Origin of the sequence: Streptomyces sp. NPDC046862 (assembly GCF_040704615.1) — a bacterium.
In the GTDB taxonomy this organism is placed as follows: domain Bacteria; phylum Actinomycetota; class Actinomycetes; order Streptomycetales; family Streptomycetaceae; genus Streptomyces.
On record NZ_JBEYXP010000020.1, the window covers coordinates 20,947 to 35,966 of the forward strand.

Below are 15,020 nucleotides of genomic sequence, written 5' to 3' on the forward strand. Positions count from 1 at the left end.
ACCGGGCATGGCACGGCTGGTACTGGGAGGTTCACCCATGGCGGGACCGTGACTCCTTCTCAGTTCGGCGGGTCGGGTGGACCCATGGTGGTGGGAGGGCGTCGACACCCCCCTCTCACGGTAAAGGGAGAGTAAAGCATCCCGGTCAAGCCCATGGCAGCCCATGCGTTGCGGCAGTTTTCGGACTTTCCCGGGCGGACGGCCGGGACTCCCGCGTCAACGGGCTCATCACCCCTATGCTTCTACTCGTTTGTAGAGAACGGCCGGGCGATCCCGGTTGTTCCCGCGCGCCGTGACCCCCTCCGGGACCGCTGCGCGGCACGACAAGACGGACGCACGCAGACGACACACGCACGTAAAGGAGTGGACGCCGCAATGGTGTTCAAACGACTGCTCGGCTCGCTCGGCGTGGGCGGCCCCACGGTCGACACGGTCCTCGATCCGGGCGCGGCCCGCCCAGGCGGCAGCCTGACCGGCCAGGTCCATCTCAAGGGCGGCGACTCCGACTTCGACATCGAGCACATCACGCTGGAGCTGGTGGCACGGGTCGAGGCCGAGCACGACGAGGGCGAGAGCGAGGGCGCCGTCGCCTTCGACCGGTTCACCGCGGGGGGCGGCTTCCGGCTGGCGGCCGGCGAGCAGCGCAGCGTGCCCTTCACCGTGACGCTGCCCTGGGAGACCCCGATCACCGAGTTGTACGGCCAGCCGCTGGGCATCGCGCTCGGCGTGCGCACCGAGCTGGCGGTGGCCGGCGCGAAGGACAAGGGCGACCTCGACCAGCTGACCGTGGCCCCACTGCCCGTCCAGGAGGCGATCCTGGAGGCTCTCGGCCGGCTCGGCTTCGGCTTCAGGTCGGCCGACCTGGAGTACGGCCGCATCGGCGGCACTGGTCAGCAACTGCCCTTCTACCAGGAGATCGAGCTCACTCCGGCACCCCAGCACGCCCACCAGGTCAACGAGATCGAGTTGACCTTCCTCGCCACGCCGGGCGGCATGGAGGTCGTCCTGGAGGCCGACAAGCGCGGCGGCCTGTTCTCCTCCGGCCACGACGCGCTCACCCGCTTCACGGTCTCGCACGACCAGATCGAGCACCAGGACTGGAACACCCTGGTCGACGGCTGGATCCGCCAGCTCGTCGAGCACCGTTCGGCGTACGGCTCGCACGCCGCGTACGGACACGAGGGCCACCACGGCCGCGCTCACGACGAGCACCACCACGACGGCCACCGCTCCGGCCCCGGCATGGGTACGGCCGTCGCGGCAGGTGCGGCCGGGCTCGCGGTCGGTGTCGTCGGCGGCATGGTCGCGGCCGAAGTCGTCGACGAGGTCGGTGACTTCTTCGAGGGCGAGGAAGAGGAAGAGGAAGAGGGCTGAGATGGCAACGTCCGGGCGAGCCGGTGAGGCCGGTCGGCTGCCGACCGCGCAAGAAGCGATCCGCCTCCGGCCCGCTCGGACGGCCGGGCCCCCAGGGGCCGTCCGCGACCCGACCCCGCACAGCCGCCGGCACCCAGCAGCGACCCACCCGCCGAGACATTCATTTCTACATTGATGTAGAACTTGATGAGGCATCGGACCGCCGCAGGGGTGGCCGGGCCTTCGATCGACGCATGGAGTTCTCATGGCCCTGTGGGACCGCATCAAGGAGTCCGCATCGACGATGCAGACCCAGCTGACGGCGAAGAAGAACGACCTCAAGAGCGGAGCGTTCCGCGACGCGAGCATGGCGATGTGCGCGCTCGTCGCCGCCGCCGACGGCACCATCGACCCCTCCGAACGACAGCGGGTGGCCCAGCTCATCGCCGGCAACGAAGTGCTGCAGAACTTCGACGCCCTGGACCTGCGGCGCCGTTTCGAGGACAACCTCGACAAGCTCACCGCCGACTTCGACTTCGGCAAGGTCAGCGTCCTGCAGGAGATCGCCAAGGCGAGGAAGAAGCCCGCCGAGGCCCGCGCCGTCATCCAGATCGGCATCGTCATCGGCGGCGCCGACGGCGACTTCGACAAGACCGAGCGGGCCGTCGTCCGCGAGGCCTGCTTCGCCCTCGACCTGCCGCCGCACGAGTTCGACCTCTGATCACCGCCCACAGCGCTCGTGCCGGGCCGCTGCGGCGAGGGGCCCGGCATGCCGCCTCACCCGGGCGGCCCGGGGCCGCGGCATCAGTGAGGATCCGCCCCCGCCCTCGCCCCCGCGACAGCGACAGCGACAGCGACAGCGACAGCGACAGCGACAGCGACACCAACACGAAGGAGAACCGCTCCCCATGTCGGTCAACATGGCCAAGGGCCAGCAGATCAGCCTGAGCAAGGACGACGGCAGTGCCCTGACCTCCGTCCGCATGGGCCTGGGCTGGCAGGCAGCGCCGCGCAAGGGCTTCCTCGCCAAGCTCACCGGATCCGGCAACGACATCGACCTGGACGCCTCGGCCGTGCTCTTCGCCGCCGGGCAACCCACGGACGTCGTGTTCTTCCGTCACCTCACCAGCGACGACGGATCCGTCCGGCACACCGGCGACAACCTCACCGGTGGGGCCGGCGCCGGAGGCGACGACGAGACCATCCTCGTCGACCTGGCCCGCGTTCCCTCCCACATCGATCAGATCGTCTTCACGGTCAACTCCTTCACCGGCCAGACGTTCACCGAAGTGCAGAACGCCTTCTGCCGCCTGGTCGACGAGACCACGGGAACCGAACTGGCCCGCTACACCCTCACCGGGGGCGGCGACCACACGGCCCAGATCATGGCCAAGGTCCAGCGCTCCGGCAGCGGCTGGCAGATGAAGGCGATCGGCGAACCCGCCACCGGCCGCACCTTCCAGGACCTGCTGCCCTCCATCGCACCGCACCTGTGATCACGGGCCGGGACGGCGACACCGCCGTCCCGCTCCTCCCCGATACACTCGGCCCCGCCCGGCCGGGACAACACAAGACAGGACTCGCATGTTCGGACTGAGCGAACTCGCCGTCATCCTCATCGTCGTCATAGCCGTCCTCGCCGCCAAGAAGCTTCCCGACCTCGCCCGTTCAGCAGGCAAGTCGGCCCGCATTCTCAAGGCCGAGGCCCGCGCCATGAAGGACGAGGAGGACAAGTCCGGCGCGGCTCCGCACGTCGTCCAGGGCGAGATCGTCACTCCGGGCGGCAACCAGGCCCCGGGCACGGCCCGGCCGACCGCACGCGAAGCCGAACAGCCCGGCCGCACGGCGGGACCGGCCGGACCGACGGGACCGGCCGGACCGACGGGACCGGCCGGACCGACGGGCGACGGAAACCGGCCCTAGCCGGCCTTCCGCCAGCGGGCGCGCAGGCTGAATGCCGCGCCCTTCGGCCGACGTTCGCGGGTGAACACTCCCTTCTTGTTGCCATCGACACGGAAGACACCGGGCGCCGTGGCGAAGTCGGAGAAGTTCCAGATCTGCTCGCCGACGACCGCGTCGACGCGGTCGAACACGCGGTGGTACACGTCGAGCAGTTCGGTCTGGTACTCCTCGGTCCAGGGGCTGGGCACGACGCTGTGCAGTCCTGGGTAGGTGTCCGCTCCGTACTCGGTGATGACGATGGGCTTGTCGTGCGCGGCCCACTGCCGCAGTTCCGCCTCCAGCTCCGTCTCGGCCGCCGCCAGGTCGTTGGGGCCGAAGTACCAGCCGTAGTAACGGTTGAGGAGCACGACGTCGAACAGGTCGGTGACCACGCACTGCTCCGGTTTCCCCATGAGCGCGTTGACGTAGGCGACCGGCCGTGTGGGATCCAGCCGGCGTGCCTCGGCCGCCAGCGGTGCGAAATAGTCGCGCGCCTCCGGTTGGACATTGTCCGGCTCGTTGGCGATGGACCACAGCACGACACTCGGATGGTTCTTGTCGCGGGCCACCAGCTCCCTGATCGCCTGCAGGTGCGTGCGGTGGGTGCTCTCCCCCACCGTGTCGGGTGAGAACGTGGACACCTTCCGGCCGGAGCCGAAAACGCCTCCCGCGATGTTCAGGTTCAGGCCGACGGCCGCGGTCTCGTCGATGACCACCACCCCCTGCCGGTCCGCGTAGTCGAGCACCTCCTCGGCGTAGGGGTAGTGCGAGGTGCGGAACGAGTTCGCGCCGGTCCACTCCAGCAGGGCGAAGTCGTGCACCATCAGGATGTCGTCGTGCCCCCTGCCGCGCACGGCGGCATCCTCGTGTTTGCCGAATCCCTTGAAGTAGAACGGGGTCCCGTTGATCAGGAACTCCTTGCCCCGTACCTCCACGGTGCGCACGCCCACGGACTGCCGGTAACTGTCGACGAGGTCGCCGGCGCTGCTCCAGAGCGTGGCCTCGAGTTCGTAGAGGTAGCCGTCGCCGGGTGCCCAGGGGTGCACGTCCGGGATCCTGAGGGTCCCCGCCGCCCCTGTGGCGGCATGGACCTCGACTCCGGAGGCATCGCGCAGCGACACACGCACCACGTGCTCTTCGGCCTGCACGGTGCTGTCCACGCGGTAGTCCACGAGGCCGGTCGTGTCCTCGAGGCTCGTTGTCACGGTGATGTCGCTGATATGGACGAGGGGCGTGGTGTACAGCCAGACGGGCCGGTGCAGGCCCGCGTAGTTGAAGAAGTCGTGGAAGTAGTGCTGTACCCGGCGGCCGTCCGCGCGTTCCTCCACGCGGCCGGGCGGTATCGACTCCCAGGTCAGTTCGTTGTTGACCACGACGGTGACGCGGTTCTCGGCACCGGGCCGCAGGTGCCTTGTCACGTCGGCCTCGAAGGGGGTGTAACCGCCTTCGTGCCGGGCGACCTCCACATCGTTGACCCAGGCGGTGGCGCGATGCGTGGCGGCGTCGAAGCGGAGTACCGTCCGTTCCCCGGCCCACCGGGCGGGAACCCACACATGCGTCTGGTACCAGACGTCGCCGACGTGGTCACGGACGGTCGTGTCGGGGAAGATGTCGTTGTAGCTGGCCGGCACCGGGATGTCCACGGCGCCCGCGAGCGGTGAGCGCCACCAGCCGGCGGCACGGCCGGCCCCTTCCGCGTCCAGGCGGAAGCTCCACAGGCCGGCCAGGGAGCGGCGTTCACGAGTGGGACCGTCCTGCGGACGAAGCATGGGTTGGTTCTCCTGTTCGGTGTGCGCGTGGCGGCGCGGCGGTCGAGAAGGCAGGTGTGCGGCGGTCGAAAGGGCGCTATTTGATGCCGGTGTTGGCGATGCCCTGGATGAAGTGCCGTTGCAGGACGAGGAAGAGCAGGATGATCGGTGTGACGACCGTGACCGCTCCGGCCAGCAGCAGGCCGTAGTTGGTGCCGTTGGCTCCCACGGAGAAGAGGGCGAGGGCGACGGGCAGCGTGTAGTGGTCCTCGGTCTGCGCGATGACGAGCGGCCAGAGGAAGTTGTTCCACTGCGCGAGGAAGGTGAGGATCGCCAGTGTCGCCAGCGCGGGCCGTGTCAGGGGAAGGACCACCCTGAGGAAGATCCGGGACTCGCCCGCGCCGTCGAGGCGCGCCGCCTCCACGAGGGCGTCCGGGATGTCCCGGACGAACTGCCGCATGATGAACACGCCGAACGGTGTCACGAGGAAGGGCAGGATGAGCCCGAGGTAGGAGTTGCCCAGGCCCATGTTGCTGACGAGCACGAACAGCGGGACGAAGGTCGTGACTCCGGGGATGATCAGCATGGTGAGGACGAGGGCGAACAGCAGACGCTTCCCCGCGAACTCCATCTTCGCGAAGGCGTATCCGGCCATCGAGCAGAACAGCAGATTTCCCAGAACACAGGCCGTCGCGACGAGTGTGCTGTTCAGGAAGTAGAGCCCGAAGTTCTGCCTCGACAGCAGTTGTTCGAAGTTGGCGATGGTCGGGGACCGGGGGATCCAGGAGCTCGGATGGGCGACGATCTCACCCGTCGGTTTCACCGAGCCGAGGAACATCCAGGCGAACGGCGCCAGCGTCGCGAGGAGACCCAGTACGAGGGCGCAGTAGAGCGCGATACGAGCCGGTGGGACGCGCCTGGACGGTCGCCGCTCCCGGAGGGCCGGTCCTGTCGTCGTGGTGGTGGCGGCGGTCATGTCAGGCCTTCGCTCGGAAGATGCGGAACTGCAGAAGGCTCAGCAGCGCGATCGCGGCGACCAGCACATAGGACGCGGCCGAGGCCGTTCCGTAGTTCCCGAAGCCGAACTGCTCGTAGGCGTAGTAGCTGATCGACGTCGTGCTGTCCAAGGGGCCGCCGCTCGTCATGACGAACGGTTCCTCGAAGAACTGGAGGTAGCTGATGCTGAGCAGCACGGCGACGACCAGCGTGGTGGGCCGGAGCAGCGGCAGGGTCACGCTGCGGAAGACGCGCCAGCGGGACGCGCCGTCCACCACGGCCGCCTCGTGCAGTTCGGGAGGAATCGACTGCAGCCCCGCCAGGAAGATCACCATGGGGATGCCGAAGTGCCGCCAGACCGCCATCAGGATGAGGGCGGGCATGGACCAGTTCGGATCGTTCAGCCAGTCCGGCCCCGAGATTCCTACGACGGACAGGACCGAGTTGATCATCCCGTCAGGCTTGTAGAGGTACCGCCACACGACCGCTATCGCCACGATGCTCGTCACGACCGGAGCGAAGTAGGCGACCCGGAAGAAGCCCTTCGCACGCTGGATCCCGGAGTTGAGTGCGACGGCGACGGCGAGAGAGAGCACCATGGTCAGCGGGATGCCCACAGCGACGAAATAGAGCGTGTTCAGAGCAGCGCGGACGAACGTGGGATCGGAGAACAGGCGGGTGTAGTTCTCCAGGCCGACGAAGTTGACGCTGAAGGGCGTCGCCACGTCCTTGCTGGTGATGTCGGTGACGCTCATCGACAGCGACGAGAAGACCGGCCAGATGCCGAACGTGGCGAACAGCAGGACGAAGGGCGAGCAGAAGCCCCAGGCGATCAGCGTGCGCCGGAGGCGTCCGGCACCGCCCTTCGACCGCTGACTCCTCTGCCTGGTGGAAGACCTCTCGCGTACGGGTTCCACGGAGGTGGTCGTGGTCATCGGGGCTGACCCGTGCCGATCGTGGACGCCTTCGCCTGGACCCGCTCCAGAGCCGCCTTCGGGGACGAGACACCCTTGGCCACCTTCTCGATCTCGGCATCGAGGACCGCGGTGATCTGCTTCCACGTGGTGACGTTCGGGCCGGGCAGGGCGGTCTCCAACTGGGACTCGAAGACGGACAGCAGCGGATCCGACTTGAGCTTCCCCTCACCCCAGGCCGACTGCACGGCGGGAAGATCTCCGGACAGCTCGTACCAGTCCTGCTGGACGTCGGGCCGGGCCAGCCACCGGATGAACTTCCAGGCACCGTCCCGGTTCTTCGCGCCCTTGAACACCGCCCAGTGCCCACCCCCGATGTAGCCGGCGTTGGACTTCGGGCCCTTCGGGAGCGGGGCGATCCCCACCTTGTCCTTGACGAAGTCCCCTCCGCCCGCCTCCTTCAGCAGTGCCGTCTCCCAGGGGCCCGAGACGAGTGCGGCGGTGGAACCGGCGACGAACTGCGGTTCGATCTCCCCGAGGGCCACCGGCCCGTTGCGGGTCGAGAACTTCGAGGTGAAGAACGACTGGTAGAACTCCAGTCCCTTGAGCGCCTCGGGTGTGTCGAAGGTGAATTCGGTGCCGTTCTTGTTCATGAGGTCCGCGCCGGCCTGCCACATGAAGGGCAGGACGCCCTGCCAGCTCGCCGCCACACCGGTGGGCAGCGACAGGCCCCACTTCGCGCCCTGCCTCTGGAGGGCCTTGAGGAACGGCTGGTACTCCTTCCAGGTCCTCGGCGCGGAGACCCCGGCAGCCTCTGCCAGGTCCTTGCGGTAGAAGAGGGAGCGTGTCTCCACATACCAGGGGACGCCGTACGTGCCTCCGTCGTAGATGGTGCTCCGGGCGGCGCCCTGGTAGAAGGACGAGGTGTCGACGAGGTCGGCCGGCACCTGCTCGAGTCCGCCCGTCGAGGCGAAGTTCGTCAGGTCGGCGGCTCCGACGAGGGTGGCGTCCGGCGTGTCCTTGGAAGCGATCGCCGTTTCGACCTTCTTGGCGTAGTCCTGCCACGGAATGGCTGTGACCTTCACCTTCGCGTCCGGGTTGGCCTTCCTGAAGCGCGCGGCCAGCTCGGGCAGGCGCTCACCCTCGGTGCCCATGGCCCAGACGTTGATGGTGCCCTTGGCCGGTGAGGTGTCGACGGGAGCGCCCTTGGCGCCCCCGCCTCCTTGTGTATCGGACCGGCCGCAACCGGCCAGGAGCAGTGCGGCGGTCAGACCGCCGACGAGCGCTCTCGAAGAATGCGAGGTGAACATGGTTGTCCGTCTCCTCTCCACCGAGTGGACGCGCGAGCGGCTCTACCGCACGTCGCGGTGTGGATGAGCGAGACCGTACTCTGAAAACAGAACAGGTGCCATACTTTCATCGGGGTCAGTGATGACGAGCGGATGGCCGGACGCTGTTGCGTACCGCCCACTTAGGCTGGGGGACATGACCGAGAAGACGACGGCACGGCCGGCCACTCGCCGAGGCCCCTACGCCAAGAGCGCACAGCGCAGGGCCGAGATCGTCGCCTCGGCGACCGCCGTGTTCGCGGCGCGCGGCTACCGCGGAGGGTCCCTGAGGGAGATCGCCAAGCAGCTCGACCTCAGCCTGACCGCCGTCGTGCACCACTTTCCCAGCAAGGACGCGCTCCTTGTGGCCGTCCTCGAGAACGCCGATTCCGCGAACACCGACACCTTCGAGGCGGACAGCCGGGACAAGGGGGTGGCCTACGCGGTGCTGCGGTACGTCCGCCGCAATCTGGAACGACAGGAGATGCTGCGGCTCCTCGCCCTGATGGCCGCGGAGGCCTCGACTCCCGATCATCCGGCGCACGAGTGGTTCCGTGACAGGTACGAGCGGGTCGTCAGCGGTCTCACGACCGCGGTACGCAGGGACCAGGACGAGGGTCGCATCTCGAACGGGAGGCATCCCGAGCTGATCGCGGCGGCCCTTGTCGCGCTGTGGGACGGGCTCCAGCTCCAGTGGCTCATCGACCCGCGGCGTGATCTCGTGGCCGGGGTATCGGCCGGGTTGGAGGATCTGCTGGGCGATCCCGCCATCGGCAGTCTGCAGCAGTAGCGGTACCCGTAGTTGGTCCCTCAGGACGCGAGCTGTCCGCACACCTCGGCGGTCAGCCCGTCGGCGGCGTCGAGCGCGGCGCCGAGTGTGTCCGGGGTCGTTCCGGGGGTGGCGAACAGCTGGTGGGCCCGCTCGGTGAAATTCTCGGGCGCGGCCGGGAGTTCGCCCGCCCCCTGGACCGCGCCCTTCTCGTTCACCACCCAGCGCCCGGCGTGAGCGTGCAGGGCCTGAACGAGAAGCCCGACCGCGCGGAAGAGGCAGCCGGCGACATAGAAGGTGTCGCCGCGAGCCGCACCCTTGCGGGCGGCGGCCAGGATGAAGGGAGCCTCCCACCGCGCGTTGGCGATCAGTGTCTCGCGCAGGGGCTCCGGATAGTGGCGGGTCTCCTGCCGCAGGGCGTGCAACTCGTCCCCGGGGTCGGTGAGAACGCGCCCGAGAGCCAGCTCACCGACGTACGCGTGGGAGTACACCCCCAGAGGGTGACCAGCCTGAACGCCGATCTCGAAGTGCCCCTTCCGGCACTGCTGCCAGATCCTGTGCACCCGGTCCAGATCACGGTAGATCCAGTCGACGCGGTGGCCGTCCACGGTCAGCCACGCACCGCCGTCGACCCACGGCCCCCAGCCACCCGGCTCCGTCACCTCGACCGGCCCGCCCGTCAGCTCGGAGGCGAGGAGGCGCAGAGCAGCCGTGTCCAGCGGTGGCCGGTAGTACAGGCCCAGGTCGACATCGGAGTCGGGGTGGTGCCGGCCTCTCGCCCGGCTTCCGCCCAGGCACACCCCGACGATGCCGCTGACCTCGGTCAACCTGTCCGCGATCTCCGTAACCCGATCCACGGCCCCGAGTCTGCAGAACTCCCGCAGCTGCCGCGACCGGATTTCCAGCGCCACGGCGGTCAGAGCTCGCTGTACGCGGTCAGGGCTCGTCGTACCAGGAGACCGCTGCGATGCGCCAGCCCTCCGTGGTGCGGACGAACTGCAGGGTCTTGGTTCCGCCGCCCTCGAACGGTTCACCGTCCAGGGTCCCGGACTTGCGGTACTCGGCGAACCGTGACGCGATGTCTCCCGCGATCTCGGTTCGTTCGGAGGTCTCCCACTCGGAGAACTCGACCAGCCGGCCGTCGGCCAGCAGCCGCCGGCGAGGCTCGATGAACTCGTCCACGGTGTAGACCGTGAACTCCGGGCCGGTCTTGACGATCACGCCCGTGGGAAGAACCAGCCTCTTGATACGTGCCACATCGGCGGTCCGGCCGCCCCGGTTGTCGAAGGCGCCGAAGAACTCGGCGGTCACCAAGTCGATCTCGCTCTTGGACATCGCGCGACAGTAACACGCTGTCCCAGAGCGCGTCTTCGGCTCGGTGGGAAGGTGGCCCGGGCGAGATGCACGGTACGCGGCGCAGGCGGTCAGGGCCGGGTCGCCTCGTCGAGGAGTTCGAGGAGGTGCCGGTAGGGATGACCGGTGGCGCGGGTCATACCGAGTTCGCAGGTGCGGTTGACCGAGGCGTGGGCCGTGGCCGGGTGGGCAAGGACGGCGCGGGACTCGGCCGCGGTGGCGGAGGCCGTCAGCTCGGGGTGCAGCAGCCCGCGGTCGCCGGCGAAGGCGCAGCAGCTCCAGTCCTCCGGCTGTACGACGTCCTCGGCGATCGCCGCGGCCACCCGCAGAAGCGCCGTGTTGAGGCCGAGTTGGGTGGAGGAGCAGGTGGGGTGCACCACGAGCGAGGGAATGCGCCGGGCGGCGGGCAGCCGTGGCAGGACCGTCGAGTCGACGAACGCCACCGCGTCCACCACCCGGATGTCCTCCTCACCCATCATGCGCGCCAGGCCCTCGGTACAGGACGCCGCGTCGACCACGACCGGCAGCGCCCCGTCCTCGGTCGCCGACCGGAGCACGGGAACGACCCGCTCGCGCATGACCGCGTGGCCGGCGGTGAGTCCCTTGGACTTCCACGGTGTGCCGCAGCAGAGGGCGGCGATCCTCTCCGGCACCCGGACCTCGACTCCGGCCCGTTCGCACAGTGCCAGGAAGGCGTCGCGGACTCCGGGGCCCGCGTCCGGGTCGGCGGGCCCGAACACGGTCGACACGCAGGAGGGGAAGTAGACCGCCCGTGGTGTCCGGGCCGCGCGGGGCCGGCGTCGGGCCCCGCCGCGCGGAAGTTCCGGGGACCAGGCGGGCACCACGTCCGGGCCGAGCAGCGCCCTCCCGGCGGCCGTGGCCGCGGAGGGCAGGGCGCCGGGGGTGGTCCGGGCGAGGGTGAGCGCACCGGACGCCGCTCTCGTGAAACCGTCCCAGCGCCGGGCGGCCGAGGCCCACGCCTTCTGTTCGGTCCGGCCTCGTCGTCCGGCGCGCAGCCGCCGGGTGAGGTCGCCGGTGTCGATGAGTACGGGGCAGGCCGTCCGGCACATGCCGTCGACCGCGCAGGTGTCGACGGCGTCGTACTGGTACTCGCGCTCCAGCCGGTCGAGCAGGCCGGTGTCGCCGGCCGCCCGGGCGCGGGCGATCTCGCGGCGCAGCACGATCCGGCGGCGGGGCGTGGTGGTCAGGTCCTGGCTGGGACAGACCGGTTCGCAGTAGCCGCACTCCACACAGCGGTCCACCTCCTCTTCGACGGTGGGGGTCGACTTGAGGTGACGGATGTGGACGCGCGGGTCCTCGGTGAGCAGGACTCCGGGATTGAGCAGTCCGTGCGGGTCGAGCAGGTGTTTGACCTCGCGCATCACGTCGTGGAGCTCGTCGCCGTACTGACGGCGGACGTACGGCGCCATGATGCGCCCGGTGCCGTGTTCGGCCTTGAGGGTGCCGCCCTGGCCGAGGACGAGATCGGCCATGTCCTCGGTGAACGCCAGGTAGCGCTCGACGAGTCGGGGGTTGTCGAAGTCCTCGTTGAGCAGGAAGTGGACGTTGCCGTCCTTGGCGTGGCCGAAGATGACGCTGCCGGTGTAGCCGTGGCGGTCGAACAGCTCGGTGAGGTCCGTGCAGGTGGGCAGCAACGCCTCGACGGGGACGGCGATGTCCTCCAGCAGGGCCGTCGTGCCCGAGGGACGCGCCCCCGCGACCGCTGCGTAGAGGCCCTTGCGGATGTGCCACAGGGCGGCACGGGTGTCCGGCTCGGAACTCAGCGCGCCGTGGGCGGTCAGGGGCAGTGCGCCGAGGACGGGAGCCGCCCGCGCGACACAGACGCGGAGTGCTTCGGCGGTCGGCTCCTGGTACTCGACGAGGAGTGCCGTGTGGTCGCGGACCTCCAGCTCCCGCAGTGCGGCAGTGGCCCCGGGGTCCTGCTGGGCGACCCGCAGGCTGGTGGCGTCGAGGAGTTCCACGGTCGCGAACCCCGCTGCCACGAGCTCGGGCAGGGCGCCGGTCGCCGCCGCGAGGTCGGGGAAGAGGAGCAGTCCGGTGGCCGCGTGCGGGTGGGCGGGAACGGTGCGGAAGGTCGCCTCGGCGACGAAGGCGAGGGTGCCCTCGCTGCCGATGACCAGGTGGGTCAGGATGTCGACCGGGCGGGTGTGGTCGACGAAGGAGTTCACGCCGTAGCCCATGGTGTTCTTGATGGCGTACAGGCGGCGGATCGTCTCGACCGACGCGGGGTTGCCGCGCACCCGGTCCCGCAGTCGCACGAGCCCCTCGTGGATACGTGGTTCGAGCGTGCGCAGGCGGTCGTCCGCGTCCGTGGCGCCGGTGTCGACGACGGTGCCGCTCGGCAGGACGAGGACGGCCGACTCCAGGGTGCGGTAGGTGTTGAGTTCGGTGCCGCAGGCCATGCCGCTGGAGTTGTTGGCGACGACACCGCCGATCGTGCAGGCACTCTCGCTGGCCGGATCGGGGCCGAGTTTGCGGCCGTACCGGGCGAGGCGGGTGTTGACCGCCCGTACGGTGGCGCCCGGCTGGACCCGTACACGGGCGCCCTCGTCGAGGATCTCGACGCCGCGGAAGTGACGGCGGGTGTCGACCAGGATTCCGTCGTTGGTGGCCTGGCCGGAGAGGCTGGTGCCGCCGGAGCGAAACGTCAGGGTCAGCCCGTGTGCGGCACTCGCGCGCAGCAGTCCGGCGACCTGGGTCGCGTCCTTCGGCGTGACCACGGCGTCGGGCACCAGCAGGTAGTGCGAGGCGTCGTGGGCGAAGGAGAGCCGGTCCGAGGCGCGGGCGGCGACCGCGCCCGGTGCCACCGCCTCCAGGCGCGCGAGCAGCGCGGCGTCGGCGGTGAGGAGTCCACCGGCGCGGTCAGTGCGACTCACGGGTCACCTCGGAGCCGCTGGAGCTGACGAGGAAGTCCAGGTCGGCGCCGGTGTCGGCTTGCAGGACGTGATCGACGTAGAGCCGTTCCCAGCCGCGGCGGGGGGTGGCGAAGCCGTCGACCGTGGCCTGATTGGGCTTGCGGGCCGCGAGTTCGTCGGCGGGTACGTCGACGTCGATACGGCGGGCCTCCACGTCGAGGCTGATGACGTCCCCGGTCCGTACGAGGGAGAGGGGGCCGCCCGCCGCGGCCTCCGGGGCCACGTGCAGGACGACGGTGCCGTAGGCGGTACCGCTCATCCGGCCGTCGCAGACGCGGACCATGTCGCGCACACCCTGCTCCAGCAGCTTCTTCGGCAGCGGCATGTTGGACACCTCGGGCATGCCCGGGTAGCCCTTGGGGCCGCAGCCGCGCAGGACGAGGACGGAGTCGGCGTCCACGTCCAGGTCGGGGTCGTCGACGCGGGCGTGGAAGTCCTCGATGCTGTCGAAGACCACGGCCCGGCCCCGGTGCTGGAGGAGGTGCGGGGAGGCGGCGGCCGGTTTGATCAACGCCCCGGCGGGGGCGAGGTTGCCGCGCAGGACGGCTATCCCGCCCTCGGCGACCAGTGGTTCCGCGCGGGTGCGGATGACCTCGCCGTCCCAGATCGGCGCGTCGTCCAGGTGGCTCGCCAGTGGCTCACCGGTGACGGTCAGCGCGTCGGGGTCGAGCAGGTCGCGCACCTCGCGCAGCACGGCGAGCAGGCCGCCGGCGCGGTGGAAGTCCTCCATGAGGAAGCGGCCGGCCGGCTGGAGGTCCACCAGGACCGGCACGCGGGAGCCGATGCGGTCGAAGTCGTCCAGCGTCAGGTCGACGCCCAACCGGCCTGCGATGGCCAGGAGATGGACGACGGCGTTGGTCGAGCCGCCGATCGCGGCCAGCGCGACGATCGCGTTGTGGAAGGACGCCTTGGTCAGGAAGGTCGCGGGCCGGCGGTCGGCGCCCACCATGTCCACCGCCAGGCGGCCGGTGTGGTGCGCGGCCTCCAGCAGACGGCTGTCGGGAGCGGGCGTTCCGGCCACGCCGGGGATCACCGTGCCCAGCGCCTCCGCCACCAGCGCCATCGTCGAAGCAGTACCCATGGTGTTGCAATGCCCGCGGCTGCGGATCATCGCCGACTCCGACCGGGTGAACTGCTCCTGCGAGAGCGTGCCCGCCCGCACCTCCTCCGACAGCTGCCACACACCGGTGCCACAGCCCAACAGGCCGCCTCGGAAGGTGCCGTTGAGCATCGGACCACCGGGCACGACGACCGCGGGCAGGTCCACCGAGGCGGCGGCCATGAGCAGCGACGGGATCGTCTTGTCACAGCCGCCCAGCAGCACCACGCCGTCGATGGGGTTGGCCCGCAGCATCTCCTCCGTGGCCATCGCGGCCATGTTGCGCCAGAGCATGGCGGTGGGCCGTACGTTCGTCTCGCCCAGCGACACCACGGGCAGGTCCAGCGGGATGCCGCCCGCCTCGTACACACCGTTGCGCACCGAGGCCGCCACCTCGTTCAGATGCGCGTTGCAGGGGGTCAGGTCGGAGGCGGTGTTGGCGATGGCGATCTGCGGCCGGCCGGTGAAGGCGTCGCCCGGCACACCGCGCCGCATCCATGCCCGGTGTATGTAGGCGTTGCGGTCCTGACCCGCGTACCACTGTGCGCTGCGGAGCGTCACCCTTGAGCCCCTTCCAATAGTC

13 protein-coding genes are annotated in these 15,020 nt (G+C 69.7%); 5 read left to right on the plus strand and 8 right to left on the minus strand.

The window, feature by feature from the left end; translation table 11 throughout:
- Positions 1 to 375 precede the first annotated feature (375 nt).
- From AB0959_RS22660 to AB0959_RS22675, 4 genes are all read left to right on the plus strand, one after another.
- The gene (locus AB0959_RS22660) at positions 376 to 1,374 is read left to right on the plus strand and encodes a sporulation protein (protein ID WP_366828266.1); all 999 of its coding nucleotides are present in this window, start codon (positions 376 to 378) and stop codon (positions 1,372 to 1,374) included.
- 244 nt (positions 1,375 to 1,618) lie between these two features.
- Positions 1,619 to 2,074 carry a TerB family tellurite resistance protein gene (locus AB0959_RS22665; protein ID WP_366828267.1) on the plus strand — a complete coding sequence of 152 codons (456 nt, stop codon included), beginning with the start codon at positions 1,619 to 1,621 and terminating at the stop codon, positions 2,072 to 2,074.
- A 187-nt stretch (positions 2,075 to 2,261) separates the two neighbouring features.
- The gene (locus AB0959_RS22670; protein ID WP_366828268.1) at positions 2,262 to 2,849 is read left to right on the plus strand and encodes a TerD family protein; all 588 of its coding nucleotides are present in this window, start codon (positions 2,262 to 2,264) and stop codon (positions 2,847 to 2,849) included.
- Between the two features lie 88 nt (positions 2,850 to 2,937).
- A complete protein-coding gene (locus tag AB0959_RS22675) occupies positions 2,938 to 3,276 on the plus strand; it encodes a twin-arginine translocase TatA/TatE family subunit (RefSeq protein WP_366828269.1) in 339 nt (112 codons plus the stop codon).
- Here AB0959_RS22675 and uidA read toward each other — a convergent pair.
- The 4 genes from uidA to AB0959_RS22695 all read right to left on the minus strand — a co-directional run bounded on the left by uidA (position 3,273) and on the right by AB0959_RS22695 (position 8,262).
- Positions 3,273 to 5,063 carry a beta-glucuronidase gene (uidA, locus tag AB0959_RS22680; RefSeq protein ID WP_366828270.1) on the minus strand — a complete coding sequence of 597 codons (1,791 nt, stop codon included), beginning with the start codon at positions 5,061 to 5,063 and terminating at the stop codon, positions 3,273 to 3,275. The two genes, AB0959_RS22675 and uidA, sit on opposite strands and share 4 nt — an antisense overlap.
- Positions 5,064 to 5,139: 76 nt before the next feature.
- Positions 5,140 to 6,018 carry a carbohydrate ABC transporter permease gene (locus AB0959_RS22685; RefSeq protein ID WP_366828271.1) on the minus strand — a complete coding sequence of 293 codons (879 nt, stop codon included), beginning with the start codon at positions 6,016 to 6,018 and terminating at the stop codon, positions 5,140 to 5,142.
- 1 nt (position 6,019) lies between these two features.
- Positions 6,020 to 6,973: a sugar ABC transporter permease gene (locus tag AB0959_RS22690; protein WP_366828272.1), complete on the minus strand. Its 954-nt coding sequence runs from the start codon at positions 6,971 to 6,973 to the stop codon at positions 6,020 to 6,022.
- Positions 6,970 to 8,262 carry a sugar ABC transporter substrate-binding protein gene (locus AB0959_RS22695; RefSeq protein ID WP_366828273.1) on the minus strand — a complete coding sequence of 431 codons (1,293 nt, stop codon included), beginning with the start codon at positions 8,260 to 8,262 and terminating at the stop codon, positions 6,970 to 6,972. The genes AB0959_RS22690 and AB0959_RS22695 overlap by 4 nt, the downstream gene beginning before the upstream one ends.
- Positions 8,263 to 8,437: 175 nt before the next feature.
- On the opposite strand from AB0959_RS22695, the gene AB0959_RS22700 reads away from it, so the two are divergent.
- Entirely contained in the window at positions 8,438 to 9,070 is a 633-nt protein-coding gene (locus AB0959_RS22700) for a TetR/AcrR family transcriptional regulator (RefSeq protein WP_366828274.1), read from the plus strand.
- A 20-nt stretch (positions 9,071 to 9,090) separates the two neighbouring features.
- On the opposite strand, the gene AB0959_RS22705 is transcribed toward AB0959_RS22700, so the two are convergent.
- The 4 genes from AB0959_RS22705 to AB0959_RS22720 all read right to left on the minus strand — a co-directional run bounded on the left by AB0959_RS22705 (position 9,091) and on the right by AB0959_RS22720 (position 14,998).
- Positions 9,091 to 9,906, minus strand: a complete 816-nt coding sequence (locus tag AB0959_RS22705; protein WP_366828276.1) for a nucleotidyltransferase domain-containing protein — start codon at positions 9,904 to 9,906, stop codon at positions 9,091 to 9,093.
- Between the two features lie 79 nt (positions 9,907 to 9,985).
- Entirely contained in the window at positions 9,986 to 10,384 is a 399-nt protein-coding gene (locus AB0959_RS22710; RefSeq protein ID WP_366828277.1) for a nuclear transport factor 2 family protein, read from the minus strand.
- Positions 10,385 to 10,473: 89 nt separating this feature from the next.
- Positions 10,474 to 13,299, minus strand: a complete 2,826-nt coding sequence (locus AB0959_RS22715) for an FAD-binding and (Fe-S)-binding domain-containing protein (protein WP_366828278.1) — start codon at positions 13,297 to 13,299, stop codon at positions 10,474 to 10,476.
- On the minus strand, positions 13,286 to 14,998 hold the full coding sequence (locus AB0959_RS22720) for an IlvD/Edd family dehydratase (RefSeq protein ID WP_366828279.1): 1,713 nt from the start codon (positions 14,996 to 14,998) through the stop codon (positions 13,286 to 13,288). Before AB0959_RS22720 ends, AB0959_RS22715 begins: the two co-directional genes overlap by 14 nt.
- Positions 14,999 to 15,020 lie beyond the last annotated feature (22 nt).

Coding starts and splice junctions, on each gene's coding strand:
- AB0959_RS22660 (WP_366828266.1), top strand. CDS start 376: ATGGTGTTCAAACGACTGCTCGGCTCGCTCGGCGTGGGCGGCCCCACG.
- AB0959_RS22665 (WP_366828267.1), top strand. CDS start 1,619: ATGGCCCTGTGGGACCGCATCAAGGAGTCCGCATCGACGATGCAGACC.
- AB0959_RS22670 (WP_366828268.1), top strand. CDS start 2,262: ATGTCGGTCAACATGGCCAAGGGCCAGCAGATCAGCCTGAGCAAGGAC.
- AB0959_RS22675 (WP_366828269.1), top strand. CDS start 2,938: ATGTTCGGACTGAGCGAACTCGCCGTCATCCTCATCGTCGTCATAGCC.
- uidA (WP_366828270.1), bottom strand. CDS start 5,063: ATGCTTCGTCCGCAGGACGGTCCCACTCGTGAACGCCGCTCCCTGGCC.
- AB0959_RS22685 (WP_366828271.1), bottom strand. CDS start 6,018: ATGACCGCCGCCACCACCACGACGACAGGACCGGCCCTCCGGGAGCGG.
- AB0959_RS22690 (WP_366828272.1), bottom strand. CDS start 6,973: ATGACCACGACCACCTCCGTGGAACCCGTACGCGAGAGGTCTTCCACC.
- AB0959_RS22695 (WP_366828273.1), bottom strand. CDS start 8,262: ATGTTCACCTCGCATTCTTCGAGAGCGCTCGTCGGCGGTCTGACCGCC.
- AB0959_RS22700 (WP_366828274.1), top strand. CDS start 8,438: ATGACCGAGAAGACGACGGCACGGCCGGCCACTCGCCGAGGCCCCTAC.
- AB0959_RS22710 (WP_366828277.1), bottom strand. CDS start 10,384: ATGTCCAAGAGCGAGATCGACTTGGTGACCGCCGAGTTCTTCGGCGCC.